This window comes from Aeromonas piscicola (genome assembly GCF_000820005.1).
Lineage (GTDB): Bacteria > Pseudomonadota > Gammaproteobacteria > Enterobacterales > Aeromonadaceae > Aeromonas > Aeromonas piscicola.
Genome location: NZ_CDBL01000073.1, coordinates 228,018 through 246,401, shown reverse-complemented (window position 1 = coordinate 246,401; position 18,384 = coordinate 228,018). Strand labels below are relative to the sequence as shown.

The following is an 18,384-nucleotide window of genomic DNA, read 5'->3' as shown; positions in this document are numbered from 1 at the left end:
ATGCACGCAGTAATGGATGAGACCCTCCGCGCCCTGACCGAGCAGGTCGAGGCCTTCTGCCAGAAAGTGATAGCGCCGCGCGCCAGCGAGATAGATCACAGCAACGCCTTCCCGCGCGATCTCTGGCCGCAAATGGGCGAACTCGGGTTGCACGGCATTACTGTGGCGGAAGAGTATGACGGCGTGAGCCTCGGCTATCTGGCCCATGTGCTGGTGATGGAGCAGGTGAGCCGCGCCAGCGCCTCGGTCGGCCTCTCCTACGGCGCCCACTCCAACCTCTGCATCAACCAGATCCACCGCCACGGCACCCCAGATCAGAAGGCGCGCTACCTGCCCGCCCTCGTCAGTGGCAGGCACGTGGGGGCCCTGGCCATGAGCGAGCCGGGCGCCGGCTCCGATGTGGTCAGCATGCGGCTGACCGCAGATCAAGAGGGCGATCACTTCGTGCTGAACGGCACCAAGATGTGGATCACCAATGGCCCTGACGCCGACACCTTCGTCATCTATGCCAAGACGGATGCCAAGGCCGGGCCCAAGGGGATATCGGCCTTTATCGTCGAGGCGGGCACCCCCGGTTTCACCACGGCCCAGAAGCTCGACAAGCTCGGCATGCGCGGCTCCAGCACCTGCGAGCTGGTGTTCGACCACTGCCGCGTGCCGGCAGAGAACCTGCTCGGCACCCTGCACGGCGGCGTCAAGGTGCTGATGAGCGGCCTCGATTATGAGCGGGTGGTGCTGGCGGCAGGCCCCCTTGGCATCATGCAGGCCTGCATGGACGTGGTGCTGCCCTATGTGCGCGAGCGCAAACAGTTCGGCCAGGCCATCGGCGAGTTCCAGCTGGTGCAGGGCAAGCTGGCGGACATGTATACCCGCCTGGCCAGCAGCCGCGCCCTGGTCTACTCGGTGGCCACGGCCTGCGATCTTGGCCATACCAGCCGCAAGGATTGCGCTGCCGCCATCCTGTTTGCCGCCGAGAATGCCACCCAGATGGCACTGGATGCCATCCAGCTGTTGGGGGGCAACGGCTACATCAACGAATACCCCACAGGCCGCCTGCTGCGGGACGCCAAGCTCTACGAGATAGGCGCCGGCACCTCGGAAATCCGTCGCTGGCTCATCGGCCGCGAGCTGATGGGAGAGAATGCATGAAGCCTCTCCTTTTATGCCCGGATATCGGCAGCAACGCACTGATGGGGGAAAACGCATGAGCCGGATCCACTCCCGCCTCGACACGGCGGGCCCCGAATTTGCCGAGAGCCGCTCGGCCATGCTGGCACTGGTCGAGGATCTCAATGCCCGGCTCGACGAGATAGCCCAGGGCGGGGGCGAGGCCAACAACGCCCGCCATCAGGCCCGTGGCAAGCTGCTGCCCCGCGAGCGCATCAACCAGCTGCTTGACCCGGGATCCCCGTTTCTCGAACTCTCGGCGCTGGCCGCCTGGCAGGTCTATGACGAGCCTGTGCCCGCCGCCGGCATCATCACTGGGCTCGGCCAGATTGCGGGCAGGCTCTGCCTGCTGGTGGTGAACGATGCCACCGTCAAGGGGGGCACCTACTACCCGCTCACGGTGAAAAAGCACCTGCGCGCCCAGGCAATTGCCGAGCGGCTGCGCCTGCCCTGCCTCTATCTGGTGGATTCCGGCGGCGCCTTCCTGCCCATGCAGGATGAGGTATTTCCCGACCGGGAACATTTTGGCCGCATCTTCTACAACCAGGCTCGCATGTCGGCCCGGAACATCCCCCAGCTGGCGGTGGTGATGGGGCTCTGCACCGCAGGCGGCGCCTATGTGCCCGCCATGGCGGATGAGTCCATCATGGTCAAGAACCAGGCCACCATCTTTCTGGCGGGGCCGCCGCTGGTCAAGGCGGCCACGGGCGAGGAGATCAGCGCCGAGGCCCTCGGCGGCGCCGAGGTGCACTGCGCTCACTCAGGCGTGGCGGATCACCTGGCCAAGGACGATGCCCATGCGCTGGCCATCGCCCGCACGTTAGTTGGCAACCTGGGAGAACACGCCACTCCATCCACCCCAGCCTATGAAGCCCCCTGTTATCCGATAGAAGATCTCTATGGTCTGGTGGGGACCAGCCTCAAGCGCGCCTATGACGCCCGCGAGCTCATCGCCCGCCTGGTGGACGGCTCGGAGTTTGACGAATTCAAGGCACTGTTTGGCACCACGCTTGTCACCGGCTTTGCCCGGATCGAGGGCATGCAGGTGGGGATCCTCGCCAACAATGGCGTGCTGCACAGCGACAGCGCCCAGAAAGGCGCCCACTTTATCCAGCTCTGCAACAGGCGCTCCATTCCCCTGCTGTTCCTGCAAAACATCACCGGCTTTATGGTGGGCAGTACCGCAGAGCGGGAAGGCATCGCCAAACATGGGGCCAAACTGGTCACCGCCGTGGCCTGCAGCCGGGTACCCAAGATAACCCTGATCGTCGGCGGCAGCTTCGGCGCGGGCAACTACGGCATGTGTGGCCGCGCCTATGAGCCCGATTTTCTGTTCAGCTGGCCCAACAGTCGCATCTCTGTCATGGGCGGCGAGCAGGCTGCCGGTGTGCTGGTACAGGTGCGCCGCGACAAGCTGGCCGTTGAGGGCAAGCCGTTGAGCGAGCAGGAGGCGGACGCCATCCGCGCGCCCGTGATCGCCCAGTACGAACGGCAGGGTCATCCCTACTACGCCAGCGCAAGGCTGTGGGATGATGGCGTCATAGATCCAGCCCAGAGCCGCACCGTACTGGCGCTGGCGCTGGCCGCTTGTCAGGGGGCCGAGACAGGCCCGGAACAGTACGGCATCTTCCGGATGTAAGGAGTTCGACATGTCCGATCCACTTTTCAGCGGCGCTCAACAAGGATTTCGCCTGGAGCGTCACGGTCCGCTGGCCGAGCTGGTGCTTTCGCGCCCCGCCTGCCACAACGCCTTCGATGCCGATCTCATGCTGGGGCTGCTCGATTGCCTCGATGATCTGGCCCATCGCCACGGCCACGCGCTTGCCGAACGGCCCCATGCCCTCTTGCTGCGAGCTGAGGGCAGGCACTTTTGCGCCGGCGCCGACCTCAACTGGATGCGCAACCTGGCCCACGCCGACTTCGAGCACAACCGGGAAGATGCCCGGGTGCTGGCGCGATTGATGCAAACCCTGGACGAGCTGCCCTTCCCCACGGTGGCGCTGGTGCAAGGCGCGGCCTATGGCGGCGCACTGGGCCTTGTCTGCGCCTGCGATCTGGTGCTGGCAAGCGAGGATGCCCGCTTCTGCCTCTCCGAGGTGAGTCTGGGGCTGGTGCCTGCGGTGATCAGCCCCTATGTGGTGCGCGCCATGGGCATGCGCCAAGCGCGCCGCTACATGCTGAGCGCCGAACCCTTCGATGCCATCACCGCCTGTCGGCTCAATGTGGCGCACCAGTTGGCCAGGCCGGAGCAGTTGCTGGCCGAAGGGCGCGCGCTGGCCTTGCGCCTGTGTCGCAACGGCCCGGAGGCGATGAAAGAGACCAAGCGGCTGCTGGCCGCCATCGAGAGCCACACCGCCAGCCTGCACGAAGAGAAAACCGTCGAGACCATAGCCCGGGTACGGGTCGGGCTCGAGGCTCAGGAGGGCATGCAGGCCTTCTTCGACAAACGTCCTCCCGCCTGGCGCCCCCGTTTCAAGGATGAAGCATGACCCAAGATCACCCCATCAAGCGCCTGCTGATCGCCAACCGTGGCGAGGATAACCGCGGTGCGGATCAACACATCAGGCCCCTGCGTACCTTTATCAGCGAGGCGAAAAAATGCCCCATCAGGCACCTATCAAGCGCCTGCTGATTGCCAATAGAGGCGAAATCTCCGTGCGCATTATCAAAACGGCCCGGCGCCTCGGCATCCACACCATAGCCCTCTACTCGGATGCCGACCAAAATGCCATGCATGTACGGGAAGCCGACGAAGCCTGGCATCTGGGGCCAGCTCCCGCACGGGAGAGCTACCTCGACGCCGCCAAGGTGCTGCGCATCGCCCAGCAGGCCAAGGCCGACGCCATCCACCCCGGTTACGGCTTCTTGTCGGAGAACAGCGACTTTGCCACCGCCTGCGAACAGCGTGGCCTGCGCTTCATCGGCCCGAGCGGCGCCGCCATTCTCGCCATGGGCGACAAGTCGGGGGCCAAGGCGCTGATGCTGGCGGCCGGCGTGCCCGTGCTGCCCGGCTATCACGGCGCGGATCAGCGCCCCGAGTGGCTGCGCGAGCAGGCCTTGCTGACCGGCTTCCCGCTCCTTATCAAGGCCGCCAGCGGCGGCGGTGGCAAGGGGATGCGCCGGGTCGATCGGATAGATGAATTCGATGCGGCGCTGGCGGCGGTAAAACGCGAGGCACTGGCCGCCTTCGGGGATGACCATGTGCTGCTTGAGCGCTATCTGGCCCATGCCCGCCACGTGGAGGTGCAGGTGTTTGCCGATACCTTCGGCAACGCCATCTACCTGGGAGACAGGGACTGCTCCTTGCAGCGCCGCCACCAGAAGGTGATCGAAGAAGCCCCCGCGCCGAACATAGCGCCTGGTCTGCGCCGCGCCATGGGCGAGGCGGCCGTCGCCGCCGCCCGGGCCATCGACTATCGAGGCGCCGGCACCATAGAGTTTCTGCTGTGCGGGGATGAGTTCTTCTTCATGGAGATGAACACCCGCCTGCAGGTGGAGCATCCTGTCACCGAGTGCGTCACCGGACAGGATCTGGTGGCTTGGCAGTTGGCGGTAGCCGAAGGCAAGCCGCTGCCGCTCACCCAGGATGAGGTGGTGCTGCGCGGCCACGCGGTGGAGGCGCGCCTCTACGCCGAGGATGTGGCGGCAGGTTTTCTGCCCGCCAGCGGCCCCATCCACTGGCTCCACTGGCCTGCTGGCGTACGCATCGACACCGGCGTCACCGCTGGCGATGAGGTCAGCCCCTATTACGATCCCATGATCGCCAAGCTGATCGCCCACGGCCAGAGCCGCACCGAGGCGTTTGCCCAACTGGCCGATGCGCTGGCAGCGCTTGACCTCGGCCCGCTGGTGCACAACGGGGCGCTGCTGCTGCGCCTGTGTCAGGAGCCGGACGTGCTGGCCATGCGCCATCACACCCAGTGGCCCATCCCCACCGAGCCGCAAGCCATCCCGGAGCTGGCCTGGCCGCTGGCCACCCTCTGGCTCGCCAGCCGCAGTGCCGACCCCTCCCCCTGGCAACAGGCGCGCGGCTTTCGCTTGGGGGCCAGCAGGAACTGGATGGCGGCGGTGCGCATCGGCGACGAGGCCCGGGTGCTGACCCTGTCCGAGCGCGCCGGCACGCTGACGTGGCAGGGGGGATCGCTCCCCTGCGAGCTGGGCGCCGATCATATCCGCCTGCAGCAGGCAGGACACTGGCAACGCTGCCCCGTCCAGACGCTGACCGCCACCGAATGCGTGTTGCTGCTCGATGGCCAGCGCATCCGCTTCTGCGCCGATGAGCAGCACCATCAGCTGCATCATGATCAGGACACAAGCGCCGCTCAGGGTGCAACGGCCCCCATGCACGGCATAGTCGTGACGCTGCTGGTCGAGACCGGCCAGCGCGTCAGCAAGGGCCAACCCCTGCTGGTACTGGAGGCGATGAAGATGGAGCACGTCTTGAAAGCCGATCGCGACGGGGTGATCGAGACCCTGCAATGCAAACAAGGGGAACAGGTGAGCCAGGGGGCCATACTGGTGCGCTTTGCCGATGCCGTGGATCAACAAGAGAGCGGGTCATGAAAAGAGAATCAGGAATGCAGGATGACAAGGTGAGCCTGGTAGAGATGGGCCCGCGCGACGGCCTGCAAAACGAGGCCAGTACCCTGCCGCTTGTCCAGCGGCTGGAGCTGATCGCGCGCCTGGCCGAGAGCGGCCTGCAGCGCATCGAGGTAGGGGCCTTCGTCTCCCCCAAAAAAGTGCCGCAGATGGCGGACTCCGCCGAACTTTTCAAGGCCCTGCCGCGCAAGGGGCCGACCCGCTACGGCGCCCTGGTGCCCAACTTGCAAGGCCTGCAGGCCGCCATTGCCGCCCGGGCCGACGAAATTGGCCTCTTCACCGCCTGCTCCGATGGCTTTACCCGCGCCAATATCGGCATCGGCGTGGAGGAGTCCCTGGTGCGCTTCGCCCCCCTGGTGCTGGAGGCGCGCCGCCTCGGCATCAAGGTGCGCGGTTATCTCTCCACCGTCATCGCCTGCCCGTTCGACGGCCCGACCCGCCCGAAACGGGTCGCGGCCATGGCCGAGCGGCTGCTGGATCTCGGCTGTCACGAGATCTCCCTGGGTGACACCATAGGGGTCGGCACCCCGGGCACGGTGGCGCCCATGCTGGATGCTGTGCTGCACGAGATCCCGGCGGGCCGGCTCGCGGTGCACTTCCACGACACCTATGGCCAGGGGCTGGCCAACCTGCTGCCTGCGTTGGAACGCGGCATCCGCACCATAGACTGCTCGGTGGCCGGGCTGGGCGGTTGCCCCTATGCACCGGGGGCTTCCGGCAACGTCGCCTCGGAAGAGGTGGTCTATCTGCTGCACGGCCTTGGCATGAGCACAGGAGTGAGTCTCGATAAATTGGCCGCCACCGGCCAATGGGTGAGCGAGCAACTCGGTCGCCCCAACGGCTCCCAGGTCGGCCAGGCCCTGCACGCCAATGCAGAGCGGCTGCGGATGCGCCTTTGCCAGTCATCCTCGCACTAACAGGAGTCACTACCATGCCACCGTCCCAGCCCGGCAAGGAGATCACCTACAGCATCTCCGAGCTGGCCCACGAGTTTGATATCACGCCGCGCACCATCCGCTACTACGAGGATGAGGGACTGATCACACCGACCCGGGAGGGACAGACCCGCATCTACAGCCACAAGGACAAGATCCGCCTCAAGCTGACATTGCGCGGCAAACGGCTCGGCTTCAGCCTGGCGGAAATCCGCGAGCTGTTCGACATGTATGACACAGACAGATCGAGCAAGACCCAGCTCCACTCCATGATCCAGCTCATCAATGCCAAGCGCCAATCCCTGCACCAGCAACTGGAGGATATCCAGATGGTGATGGCAGAGCTGGAAGCCGCCGAGCAGCGCTGTGCAAATTCCCTTAACAGCTTGAAAACCAGCGCAGATTAACCGAATCTGGGATCATCTCACCATCTTGGTGCTCCCGATAAAATGCTGGTGCTGGTTGTTACTCTTGTTCTGCTCCACGGCCTGGAGCCACCCCCTGATCCGGGTCGGGGGTTACCCCTATGCCCCCTTCGTGGTCAAGGAGAGTGAAAACCGCTATCGGGGACTGACACTGGATCTCATCTCGGCGCTCAACGAAGTTCAGCAAGAGGTGCGTTTCGTCTTTGTCCCCACCTCGGCCACCTATCGCTATCAGGCGCTGGCACTCGGCCGCTTCTCCCTCATGCTGTTCGAGGATATCCGCTGGAATTGGGATGAGGGACAAGTTCACATGACCCCACCTTTACTGCTGGGGGGCGAAATATATGTTGCTCTCAAGGTGCCCGGGCGTGATCAAACCTTCTTCGAACACATTGATCAGCGCAAGCTTATCGGCGTCACCGGTTATCACTATGGATTTGCCGACTTCAATGCCAATGCGGACGCGCTCAAGCAGCGCTTTCACATCACGCTGGTGAAAGATAGTGCCACCGCCATACAGGGATTGTTCAAGGGGCGCGGCGACGTGGCCATCCTTAACCTCGCCTACCTCAATCAGTTCAGCAAACAGTATCCGCAGCAGGCCGCCCACCTGTTGCGATCAGACAAATGGGATCAGCAGTATGAGCTGAGAGCGCTGCTCAGTCCGACGGCCAGCATCTCGACCAGCCAGCTGGAAGCCTGGCTGGCCGAGTTGCAGAGCAGTGGAAGACTGACACGCCTTTGGACAAAGTACGGCGTACAGCAGCAAGCGGCACCATGATCATCGCCTGAGATTTTGGTACCCTATGCGCATCAATTGGAGACCTTCATGCCCAAGCCCCTGCGTGCCCGCCTGCTGCGCTACGTCCTTTACTCTTGCGCCGTATTGCTCATCTCCCTGTTCATCCTGTTATGGCAAGCCCCCACCCTCACCCAGCGCCACCTGCCGGGCTGGCTGGCCAAGCATTATGGTCTGAACCTGACCCTGGGGGAGATAAGCATCGGCCTGCGTCACCCTTCCCTCACCATAGGTCCCTCGGCGCTGCTCGATGAAAAACAGCAACCCATCATCGCCTTCGAGCAGTTGCAGGTTATCCCCGCACTTGGCGAAAGCTGGCGCCAGAAAGCCATCATACTGAGCGACGCCAGCCTCACCCGGCCGGCGGTGCAGCTTGTTCGGCTCCCGGACAACAAGGGGGCCATCCGCTTCAACCTGACCGAGGCCCTGGCCCGTTTGCTGGCCCCAACGCAGACGCCCGAACCGGCCGGCGGCGAACCGCTTCTTGTACAGATAACCAGGCTGGCCGCCACCGCGGGCCATATCCGCTATCAGGACAGTCGCAAAAACAGCAGCCCGGGCTGGGTGCCGCCGCTCACCCTGAGCGGGCTCGAACTGCAGCTGCCGGATTTCACCACGGCGCCGGCCCGCACCAACCAGTTTCAGTTGAGCGCCAGCCTCAACCAGCGCAGCCCGCTCAAGGCCAGCGGCCAGCTCGATATCATGACGGGGGCAGGCAAGGGCCGGATCAGCCTCGGCAAACTGGCGCTCTCACCCTTCGCACCGCTCTGGGCCCCCTATCTCAGGGTCGATCTGGTGAAAGGCGAGGCCAGTACGGAGCTGGATTACCGGCTCACGCCCGGCAAGCAGGGACTGGACTGGCAGCTCGCCAAGGGCAAGCTGACCCTGAACGACTGGCAGCTCAAGCAGAGCAAGGGCGCCGAGTTTGCCCGCTTCAAGCAGCTGGCGCTGGCAGGCATTGCCATGGATGGCGGCAAGCAGTCGATCCAGATCGACAAGATAGCGCTCAAGACACCGGCCATCACTGCCACCCTGGCTGCCAACCAACAACTGGATCTGGCCGCCCTGCTGATCCCGCAGGCCGCCGCCAAGCCGGCGGACAAGCAAGCGGATAACGGCAAGCCGTGGCGCTGGTCGCTCAAGGAGACCCGCATCAGCCAGGGCGAGCTCAAGCTGACCGAATCGAGCAGCGGCAAGCCGCAACTGCGGGAACTCTCCGGTCTGAACCTCTCCCTCGGCAACCTGAGCAGCCAGACAGGCCAGCGCAGCCCGCTCAACCTCAATGCCACCCTCAACGCCCAGAGTACACTGGGGTTTGACGGCGCCCTCACCCTCACCCCCTTCGCCCTCGACGGGGATATCAAGCAGGCAGGGTTGCCCCTCAAGTGGGCCCAGCCCTACCTGCAGGATCTGCTGCGCATCAGCGTGCGCGATGGCCTGCTCGCCAGCCGCACCAAGCTGGCCATCGCCACCGATGTCAAGGGGACGCTGAGCCGGCTCGACGTCACGGGCGGGCTCGACATCGAGCATCTCAATGTGCTGGATCGGGCAGACAATCAGCGTCTGCTGCAGATAGAGCACCTGCAATTGAGCGGACTGCACTATGACGGTATCAGCCAGCAGGTGAAGATTGGCGACATCTTGCTGCGCAAGCCCTTTGCCCGCATCGAGATCAACGAGGACAGGGTGACCAACGTTCAGCAACTGCTGCTGCCGCAAGCCGCCAGTACCAAGCCGTCCAGCGGGCCCGCCCCCCGCATCACCATAGATCAGATCCGCACCGAGCAGGGCAACCTGCGCTTTGCCGATCGCAGCCTGAGCCCGGAGTTCGTGGTGGACATCGCCTCCCTCAGCGGCCAGAGCCGCCATATCAGCAACATTCCCGGCCAGCGATCGGATCTCGCCTTCAACGGCAAGGTTGACCGCTATGCCCCCGTGACTATTCGCGGCGGCACCAACCTGCTGATCGAGCAGCCTGTGCTGGACGTGGCAGTCACCTTCAACAATCTGGAACTCACCACCTTCACCCCCTACTCCAGCACCTATGCGGGCTATGCCATCGACAAGGGGCAGCTCTCCATGAAGCTGAACTACAAGCTGCAGGGCAACCGGCTTGAGGGGGACAACGACATCACCATCAAGAAGTTGCAACTGGGGGAGAAGATCAAGAGCGAGCAGGCCAGGGATCTGCCGCTGGGACTGGCCATCGCACTGCTCAGCGATGCCAATGGCGTCATCCAGATGAACCTCAAGGTGAAGGGCAATCTGGATCAGCCGGACTTCAGCCTGGGCAACATCTTCTGGGATGTGCTGAGCAACACGCTAAGCAAGGCCATCACCTCCCCCTTCTCCCTGCTGGCCTCCCTGGCCGGCGGCACCGAAGATCTGGACGAACTGCCCTTCCTGCCCGGTGAGCCGGATCTCACCCCCACTCAGCAGAATAAGCTGGCCAAGCTGGCACAGGCCCTCAAGGATAGGCCCAAGCTCAGCATGAACATTCGCGGCAAGGTCAACTTCAACGAGGAGCGCCCCATCTTGCAGCGCCAGAAGCTGGAGCGGGCGCTGGCCAAGATCACGGGCGCACCGGTCGACCTCGCCCTGCTGGAGCAGGATCCCGCCCTGCAAGCGGCGCTGGCTGAGGCCTATGAGGCGCGCTTCAACGAGGATCTTGGGGATCTGGCCGATCGGCTGAAACTGGATGAGTCGAGCCCGGCCCTGCGTACCCAGGCGGAGATCCTGCTGCGAGATCAGCAGCTGATCACCGCCAAGTCCCTGCGCAACCTCGCCATGCGCCGCGCCCAGAACACCAAGGAGTATCTGGTGGATACCCAGGGGATAGCGCCGGAGCGGCTGTTTGTACTCGACAGCCAGGTGCGGGAAGCGGACAAGGAAGCCAAGGTCGTCCTGACCCTGGATGATTGACCAGTGCGGGGGGCCGAGAGGAGTCACCCGCTTGCTCGCCATGCCTGGTGTCTTTTCGCATCGCCCCGCCTTGCCCACGGCGACCATCACGCCCCAAGCGCTGCCATATGGCGGCGCTATGCGGCCGGGCGGATGGCGCCGGTGCGATGATCCGTGCCCCTTCCCTTGATGCTCCGCTCCCGTTAGCCCGTTAGCCCGTTAGCCCGTTAGCCCGTTAGCCCGTTAGCCCGTTAGCCCGTTAGCCATGATGCTCTCCCTGCTTGGGGCCCCTGCCAAACCGGCAGACGCGCAACATAAGCTGAGATCGATCCCAGCCTCACATGGCAGTGGCACACTCTTGTCTGATGGCATATGAGGCTATTTTTCAATCTAACAGCACTACGCAGGCAATAAAAAAGAGGGACAAAGCACGACAGTCAAACATGCCCACGTCCTATGTTGCTTACTTTCACAAAGCGCGCTTTTCATACAAAAAATCAACCTTGCCGACGCTATTTATTCACCTGCCATCTACCTGAATGGCACGAATGGTCCATGGGGTAAAATTTCGTGTAGTTTTTTTACCATTTCTGCGGTTCCCCCTCTTGCTCGGGGCCAAGAGGCTGCCTAAAATCGCGCGTCTTTTATCAACCCCCACCTCTATTTTTGGAGAACGCCACGTGAGCGAAAAATTGGCCAACCCTGCCCCTCTGGGTCTGATGGGTTTCGGTATGACCACCATTCTGCTGAACATCCATAACGCAGGTTTCTTCCCCATCAGCGCCATGATCCTGGCCATGGGCCTGTGCTATGGCGGCCTGGCCCAGATCATCGCCGGTATCATGGAGTTCAAGCGTGGCAACACCTTCGGTGTCACCGCCTTCATCTCCTACGGCACCTTCTGGTGGAGCCTGGTGTTCCTGCTGGTGATGCCGACCATGGGTCTGGCCGAAGCCACTCCCCACGCCTACATGGGCTGGTACCTGCTGATGTGGGGCATGTTCACCCTGTTCATGCTGGTTGGCACCGTCAACTACCCGCGCGTGAAGCAGTTCGTGTTCGCCTCCCTGACAGTGCTGTTCTTCCTGCTGGCCGCCCGTGACTTCACCGGCAGTACCCTGATCGGCACCATCGCCGGTTTCGAAGGCATCATCTGCGGCGCCAGCGCCATCTACCTGGCCATGGCCACCGTGATCAACGAGCAATTTGGCCGCACAGTGCTGCCGATTGGCGATCACAAGAAAGCCGCCACCGTGCAGCTCAAGGCTGCCGCGTAAGCGCAGCCACAGGCCCTTGCGCCCATGCAAAAAGGCACCCTCAGGGGTGCCTTTTGTTTATCTGCCGTTGGCAAGCCAGGGCGTGTCAACCCTGTAATTCAGGCTCCCTTGCCAGCAGCCGGGTGGCCGGAAAACGCGTCGCCGGCTGCTGGCCGAAGAAGAGCACGAACTGCTCATACACGGCGGGATAGGTGTCACGCAGGCGCAGCGGATCGGTAAAGAAGCTCTCGCTGCACACCGCAAAGAACTCGGCCGGGTGCTCGGCGGCATAAGGGTCGATGGCTGTCACCTCATGGCGGGCCAGCTGGGCATTCATGGCATCGAACGCCCCCTGCAACGCCTGGGTCCACTGGCGCGGATCCATGCCTGCCGGCAGTGGCGGCGCACCGTCAGCCTCCCCCCCCAGCATGTCGAGCTTGTGGGCCAGTTCGTGGATCACCAGGTTGAACCCGTCCCAGTCCCCGTCCTGCTGCAGCTCGCTCCAGGCCAGCACCAGCGGTCCCTGCGGCCAGGACTCCCCGGCGTTCTCCTCTTCCCACTCGCTCACCAAGCCGAACTCATCCTGCACCTCCTGACGACGGGTCACCGGCTCGGGGATCAGGATGATTTCGTGAAAACCGCGATACCAGTCGAGCCCCAGATGCAAAATGGGCAGCACGGCCTGCAGGGCCAGTACCGCCTGCTGGCGAGGGGTGAGCTCGACGCCAATCTGGGTGAGCGTCTTGCGAGCCAGAAACTGCTGCGCCAGCGCGACCAGCCGCAGCTGATCACTGTGGGTAAATCCTTGCAAAATGGGCACGGCAGCCAGCGCCTGCTGCCACTCCAACACACCCGGGGCATTCTCTTCCTGCCGGGATGCACCACCAAACAGACTCCATAACCTGGACCAGAACACATGGACTCCTCTTGCTGATCAGAATGATTTCACGAACCGTTTCGGGCGTTCAAGATAGCCCTGCGCCAGATAGAAGCGATGGGCCCCCTCACGCTTGAGGCTGCTGGACAACTCCAGCTGGCTGCAACCCTGCGCCAGGGCGCTGGCTTCTGCCGCCGCCAGCAAGGCGGCCCCCACACCCGCCCCCCTTGCACCTTCATCGACAACCAGCGCCGAGATCAGGCCCCAGTCTGGGGCAACATGCAAGGGCCGCAGACGGTGCCACACCAGCACGCCCGCCACGTCATCCCCATCACAGGCAAGCAGCACCTCGCTAGCCGGCTCCTGCCTGCCCCAGCGCTCGCCCACCTCGGTCGGGCTGGCCGGATAACCGAGCTGCCCGAACAACTGCGCCATGGCATCGGCATCCGCCTGCCCGGCGGGCCGGATCAGCCACGCTTCTCTTTCCATCTCCATCTTTGGCCTCCATTTTGCTCTGTCTCAGCCACCCCAATCCATCCAGGGGCAAATGGCGATGATAAGGGGGTTGCGCAGTATTGTGTCCAGTCAAATCGACCATTTGTTAATGTCAATTCACAAATTAACAACCCGACAACATATTTCACTGGGAAGCCCATGAACAAATGGATATGTTAAAACCCGCGGACTTGGCAGTTGAACATTCCGCACACCATTGAGTGACCCCCTTGGTCACCCACTTTTTTAAGGGAGCGGGGCGCAGACCCCGCCAAGACAGCACGACAAAGGAGTTGTTGTACATGAATGAGATCGTCAATGCCATCAATGGGGTGATTTGGAGCCCAGCGCTCATCTTTCTGTGTCTGGGGGTAGGCCTCTACTTCTCCCTGCGCAGCCGCTTCCTGCAACTGCGTCACATCAAGGAGATGATCCGGCTGATGTTTGATGGCAAGAGCACGGATGCCGGTGTCTCCTCCTTCCAGGCGCTGGCCATGACCCTGGCCGGCCGGGTCGGTACCGGCAACATCGCCGGTGTCGCCACTGCCATCACCTTCGGTGGCCCAGGCGCCCTGTTCTGGATGTGGATGGTCGCCTTCCTCGGCGCCAGCTCCGCCTTCGTGGAGTCCACCCTGGGTCAGGTCTACAAGGAGAAGATCAACGGCGAATACCGCGGGGGCCCCGCCTTCTACATAGAGAAAGGGCTCGGCATGAAGTGGTATGCCTGGACCTTCGCCATCTCCACCATCTTCGCCTGCGGCGTGCTGATGCCGGGGGTACAGGCCAACTCCATCGGCTCCAGCCTGCAGACCGCCTTTGATATCGATCCGAACGTCACCGCCGCCGGTCTGGCGCTGCTGCTCGGCTTCATCATCTTCGGCGGTGTCAAGCGGATCGCCAGCTTCGCCAGTACAGTGGTGCCCTTCATGGCGCTGGGCTACATCATAGTGGCCTGCGTCATCATAGCCCTCAACATCACGGCCCTGCCGGGCGTGATCCTGCTGATCTGGAAGAGTGCCTTCGGCTTTGATGCCGGCTTCGGTGCCATTCTGGGTCTGGCCATCATGTGGGGAGTCAAGCGCGGGGTCTACTCCAACGAAGCGGGTCAAGGTACTGGACCGCACGCCTCCTCCGCCGCTGCGGTGAGCCACCCGGCTAAGCAGGGTCTGGTACAGGCGTTCTCCGTCTATATCGATACTCTGTTCGTCTGCTCAGCCACCGGCTTTATGCTGCTCATCACAGGCCTCTACAACGTGCAGGGACCGGATGGTGCCGCCCTCTACACGGGGATCGCCGGCATAGCCGCAGGGCCTGGTTATGTGCAGACCGCCATGGAGAGCATGATGCCCGGCTTTGGCAGCATGTTCGTGGCCATAGCGCTGTTCTTCTTCGCGTTCACCACCATAGTCGCTTACTACTACATAGCCGAGACCAACATCGCCTACATCAACCGCAAGGTGAACCGTCCCTGGCTGACCTTCATGCTCAAGTTGACGCTGATGGCCTCCACCGTCTATGGCACTGTCAAGACCGCCGATCTGGCCTGGGGTCTGGGTGATATCGGGGTCGGCCTGATGGCCTGGCTCAACATCATCGCCATCCTGCTGCTGCAAAAGACCGCCTTCGTCTGCCTGCGGGATTATGAAGCCCAGCAGGCCAAGGGGCTGGATCCCGTGTTCCACCCGGAAAAACTCGGCATCAAGAACGCCGATTACTGGATGGGCCACCGCTCCGAAGACAACCTGGAACAAGAAAAGGCCGGCCACCCGTTCGAGCCGGATCGCAAAGTATCCTGAAGACAATGCCCAGCAAAAATGGCAGCCTCGGCTGCCATTTTTATTTCTTTAACTTCAACGACTTACAATAAAATCAAATAGTTAGGTGCCACACAAGGGGACGCTATGGGACGAGGAAAGACACCAATATTGGCAAAATGTGGACACTTTTTGTCACCCATTCCCGGGCAGTTCAAACAGGCTGAAGATGGTTTTCCAGAGGGTTGAAGCGGACCACATCATTAAGATAATCCGGTGCAAAGTGGGCATAGGTCATCGTCTGATGAATGTTCTGATGCCCAAGAATTTTTTGCAGCGCCAAGATATTTCCACCCGCCATCATAAAGTGAGAAGCGAACGTATGGCGCAGCACATGTACCGCCTGCCCTACTGGCAAATCAGGGGCAACTTGCTTGATCACGTCACGCACCAGCAGATAGTCAACGTCCTGAAATAACGGGCCACGCCGAACACCTTGGGTGATCTCTTTCGCCAGGGCGGCCGAGATGGGCACTGTCCGGTTCTTGCCGTTCTTGGTGTTGATGTAGGTCACCCGGCTGGCAATCACATCATCTCGCCGCAGGCCCGTCGCCTCGCTCCAGCGGGCTCCGGTGGCCAAACACAACTTGACCACCTTCAGGTTGTCACCTCTCAGCGCCGCCAGCAGGCTACCAATTTCCTCATGGGTGAGATACCCCATAGCGCGGTCAACCTGTTTGAGCTTTTTCAGCCCCTTGAGCGGGTGTTCATTGTGGTAGTGCCCCAATGCAATCAGCACGGAAAAGACACCACTAAGCCTATCTTGCTCCCAGTTGAGCGTACTGGGCTGGCACCCGACTTGGAGACGTTGCGCCCGATACTCAGCAAACAGCAGGCGGTTTATTTGCCGGGCATGGGGATAGCCCAACGCAGCATCCAATTTGCGCAGTCGGGTAATGGCATTTTCCCCCGATTTCAGCGTCTGACCATGGTAACGCCACCAGAGCTCGATAAGCTCGGAGAGCGGCCGGTTGTCTGCCGGGCGATCCACCCACTCTTTGTTGTGCTCGGAGGCGATCAACCAACGTTCGAACTGTTGGGCCTCGGACTTGGTCTTGAAACGCTTGCGGACCCGCTTGCCTTCCCTCCCCTGCGGGCGGATATCAACCAGGTAACCCTCGGGGGTGGACTTGATGCTCATTGCCCCTCCTTCAATAGGAAGGCGCTCATCCATCCCTGTTGCCCGCACATCGACACCGTACCCAACCACTGCACTCTCACTGTCATCACCCTCCATCAAAACACTGTGGTTTTATACAGCATTTCAATGATGGTTAGCAGTGTTTAACTGAGGCTACTGCATACATAGGAAAACTGGAGGTGCTGGGGGTAACCGGACGATCGTAGAAAGCGCTAACCTATAAAAACGGATCCAGCATTCGCTGGCCCCCCCTTATTTGAACAATTTGGCCTTGTCCCCAATCTGATTAATCTCGAATAAATTGTTGTCGACTGCCCCTACAACAAATATTTATTAGATAACCCTATGCAGTACTTAGGTATGTATAAAAGCCAAAATGAATATTTTCAATCCTCATTGCTCAACAGTAATGAGTAAAGGCGTTTTACAACCATGACAATAGTTACCAGAAGATGCAGAGATAAAAACACCATCAAAGGTGTAAATATTAATTTATTAACTCCTCCTGCATTAAAAATTGCATCCTTAGCAATCGTAATTATACCTAAATTAATAGCGGATATGGCTACTAACAATACTGATATGACTATGCAATATGCAATGTTTGCGTACAACTCTTTCATTAAAACACGTTTATTGTCATCTCTTGGTGAACGTAATCGCTGAGACAATATATTTTCAGGAAGAATCGAAGCCCCATTTCCCTCTGCACTAAATTTTGAGTTGGCTTCACGAATTTTATCGATGATTTTATTTTCTTGGTCATAGACCAAAACCAACACACTTAAAAGCAATGCTGTAAAAATTGACCCAAAATTAACACATAATGATACTAAATCATTATCGGCGACTAAACCTGCCCACATTGCCAGACTTGACATGGCTAATGGCAGAACAAAAAATATAGTAGCGTCAGCAACTTTCGTCTCAATAGACGATGAGGAAAATAGCGTTTTATAGTGGCTCTTGACTATATGTGTCACACTTATTTTAGAACTCATGACAACCCTCTCCTTGGATGAAGCTTATCAATAAACTCTAATAGTATACCATGGCTGAATTTTTTCAAAGCAGCCAGTGTAGGATTGCCATCTATTAATTCTACTTCATCCGGAAGAATTATTTCACACAGAGCTTTACGACTATTTCTACCAATTCTTAATTTTCGGCTATTTCCATCAAGCTCCAATGATACAACTATATCACCACTAAGCTCATCCAGCTCCTCCACGAGAGCGGCCTCATCACTAGACTTTGACAAAATAGATTTCAACTTTCCAAGTCTAGAGTTTTTTTGTGGTCTAATCACATAATCAATATGATGTCCACCAAATGAACTAGGGATATCTGCAATATCTGTTTGCCCTTTAAATCTTACAGCTTTAATTTCCGTAATATTAGCATTCGCCCACTCTTGCAGTGCTTTTTCATAGGTGAGTGAGTTAATTTGTAATGTTCGACCAAGGATTATTCGAGAAAAGTACTTTTGAAACTCAGAATGAAACATGGTTTTCACACCATCTTTTTTTATAGTGTGAAACAATGCGATACCATCAGTATCATAAGGAATCCAAAACAAAAAGAAAAATTTCGACATGTCTGCATTTTGCGTTTTCTTGTCAAATTCTTTTTCATTGCTGTTTATGTTAATAATTTCTGATCGGCGCCCGTACTTACCATAGTGCATCCACCCTGATATAATTCTATTCCCCTGATCAAATTCAAGCTCATCAAATTTGTAGACTTGTTTTTTCGTCTCAACCTTTGTGAATTCCAAACGAGAATTCATGAAGGCAATTAACAATGCATATAAATCCCTACCACATATACTGTTTAGTTTATGTAGATTCTGCTTTCTTCCATTTTTATCCTCTGGATTTAAGCATCTAAGACTATATGAAGAAAGCGCATGGTCCATTATTTACAACCCTTTATTATTTATATACCGTGCTAGGTCAAAATTGTTTGTAAAGGT

At 59.7% G+C, this 18,384-nt stretch carries 16 protein-coding genes; 11 read left to right on the top strand and 5 right to left on the bottom strand.

The genetic code is table 11. The annotated features are described in order from the left end of the window. From BN1128_RS19145 to BN1128_RS19105, 10 genes are all read left to right on the top strand, one after another. A complete protein-coding gene (locus tag BN1128_RS19145) occupies window positions 1-1,149 on the top strand; it encodes an isovaleryl-CoA dehydrogenase (RefSeq protein WP_042871692.1) in 1,149 nt (382 codons plus the stop codon). A 55-nt stretch (window positions 1,150-1,204) separates the two neighbouring features. After that, window positions 1,205-2,806: a carboxyl transferase domain-containing protein gene (locus BN1128_RS19140; RefSeq protein ID WP_042871690.1), complete on the top strand. Its 1,602-nt coding sequence runs from the start codon at window positions 1,205-1,207 to the stop codon at window positions 2,804-2,806. Between the two features lie 10 nt (window positions 2,807-2,816). After that, window positions 2,817-3,656 (top strand): enoyl-CoA hydratase-related protein, encoded by an 840-nt coding sequence (locus BN1128_RS19135; RefSeq protein WP_042871688.1) that lies wholly within the window; start codon window positions 2,817-2,819, stop codon window positions 3,654-3,656. After that, the gene (locus tag BN1128_RS25625) at window positions 3,653-3,799 is read left to right on the top strand and encodes a hypothetical protein (RefSeq protein ID WP_156140507.1); all 147 of its coding nucleotides are present in this window, start codon (window positions 3,653-3,655) and stop codon (window positions 3,797-3,799) included. Before BN1128_RS19135 ends, BN1128_RS25625 begins: the two co-directional genes overlap by 4 nt. Then, on the top strand, window positions 3,766-5,730 hold the full coding sequence (locus tag BN1128_RS19130; protein WP_042871686.1) for an acetyl/propionyl/methylcrotonyl-CoA carboxylase subunit alpha: 1,965 nt from the start codon (window positions 3,766-3,768) through the stop codon (window positions 5,728-5,730). Before BN1128_RS25625 ends, BN1128_RS19130 begins: the two co-directional genes overlap by 34 nt. Window positions 5,731-5,744: 14 nt before the next feature. Next, window positions 5,745-6,683 (top strand): hydroxymethylglutaryl-CoA lyase, encoded by a 939-nt coding sequence (locus tag BN1128_RS19125; RefSeq protein ID WP_156140537.1) that lies wholly within the window; start codon window positions 5,745-5,747, stop codon window positions 6,681-6,683. A gap of 14 nt (window positions 6,684-6,697) precedes the next feature. Continuing rightward, complete coding sequence (locus BN1128_RS19120; protein WP_042871681.1) at window positions 6,698-7,108, top strand: MerR family transcriptional regulator; 411 nt, start codon at window positions 6,698-6,700, stop codon at window positions 7,106-7,108. Window positions 7,109-7,145: 37 nt separating this feature from the next. Further along, window positions 7,146-7,907, top strand: coding sequence for a substrate-binding periplasmic protein (locus BN1128_RS19115; RefSeq protein WP_042871892.1), 762 nt, complete (start codon window positions 7,146-7,148; stop codon window positions 7,905-7,907). 48 nt (window positions 7,908-7,955) lie between these two features. Beyond that, complete coding sequence (locus BN1128_RS19110) at window positions 7,956-10,847, top strand: DUF748 domain-containing protein (protein ID WP_042871679.1); 2,892 nt, start codon at window positions 7,956-7,958, stop codon at window positions 10,845-10,847. Between the two features lie 659 nt (window positions 10,848-11,506). Next, complete coding sequence (locus BN1128_RS19105; protein WP_042871677.1) at window positions 11,507-12,103, top strand: acetate uptake transporter; 597 nt, start codon at window positions 11,507-11,509, stop codon at window positions 12,101-12,103. 85 nt (window positions 12,104-12,188) lie between these two features. Here BN1128_RS19105 and BN1128_RS19100 read toward each other — a convergent pair whose 3' ends face one another. Together BN1128_RS19100 and BN1128_RS19095 are read right to left on the bottom strand one after the other, a co-directional pair. Then, a complete protein-coding gene (locus BN1128_RS19100) occupies window positions 12,189-12,998 on the bottom strand; it encodes a M90 family metallopeptidase (RefSeq protein WP_042871675.1) in 810 nt (269 codons plus the stop codon). 18 nt (window positions 12,999-13,016) lie between these two features. Then, complete coding sequence (locus BN1128_RS19095; protein WP_042871672.1) at window positions 13,017-13,454, bottom strand: GNAT family N-acetyltransferase; 438 nt, start codon at window positions 13,452-13,454, stop codon at window positions 13,017-13,019. Between the two features lie 302 nt (window positions 13,455-13,756). Here BN1128_RS19095 and BN1128_RS19090 point away from each other — a divergent pair, with 302 nt between their 5' ends. Beyond that, the gene (locus BN1128_RS19090; RefSeq protein ID WP_042871670.1) at window positions 13,757-15,250 is read left to right on the top strand and encodes an alanine/glycine:cation symporter family protein; all 1,494 of its coding nucleotides are present in this window, start codon (window positions 13,757-13,759) and stop codon (window positions 15,248-15,250) included. Window positions 15,251-15,422: 172 nt separating this feature from the next. Here the strand turns inward: BN1128_RS19090 and BN1128_RS19085 are convergent, their stop codons facing one another. The 3 genes from BN1128_RS19085 to BN1128_RS19080 form a co-directional block, all read right to left on the bottom strand. Then, the gene (locus BN1128_RS19085; protein WP_042871668.1) at window positions 15,423-16,409 is read right to left on the bottom strand and encodes a phage integrase; all 987 of its coding nucleotides are present in this window, start codon (window positions 16,407-16,409) and stop codon (window positions 15,423-15,425) included. 386 nt (window positions 16,410-16,795) lie between these two features. Next, window positions 16,796-17,410 (bottom strand): hypothetical protein, encoded by a 615-nt coding sequence (locus BN1128_RS25620; RefSeq protein WP_156140505.1) that lies wholly within the window; start codon window positions 17,408-17,410, stop codon window positions 16,796-16,798. Further along, on the bottom strand, window positions 17,407-18,327 hold the full coding sequence (locus BN1128_RS19080) for a hypothetical protein (RefSeq protein ID WP_156140503.1): 921 nt from the start codon (window positions 18,325-18,327) through the stop codon (window positions 17,407-17,409). The genes BN1128_RS25620 and BN1128_RS19080 overlap by 4 nt, the downstream gene beginning before the upstream one ends. Window positions 18,328-18,384 lie beyond the last annotated feature (57 nt).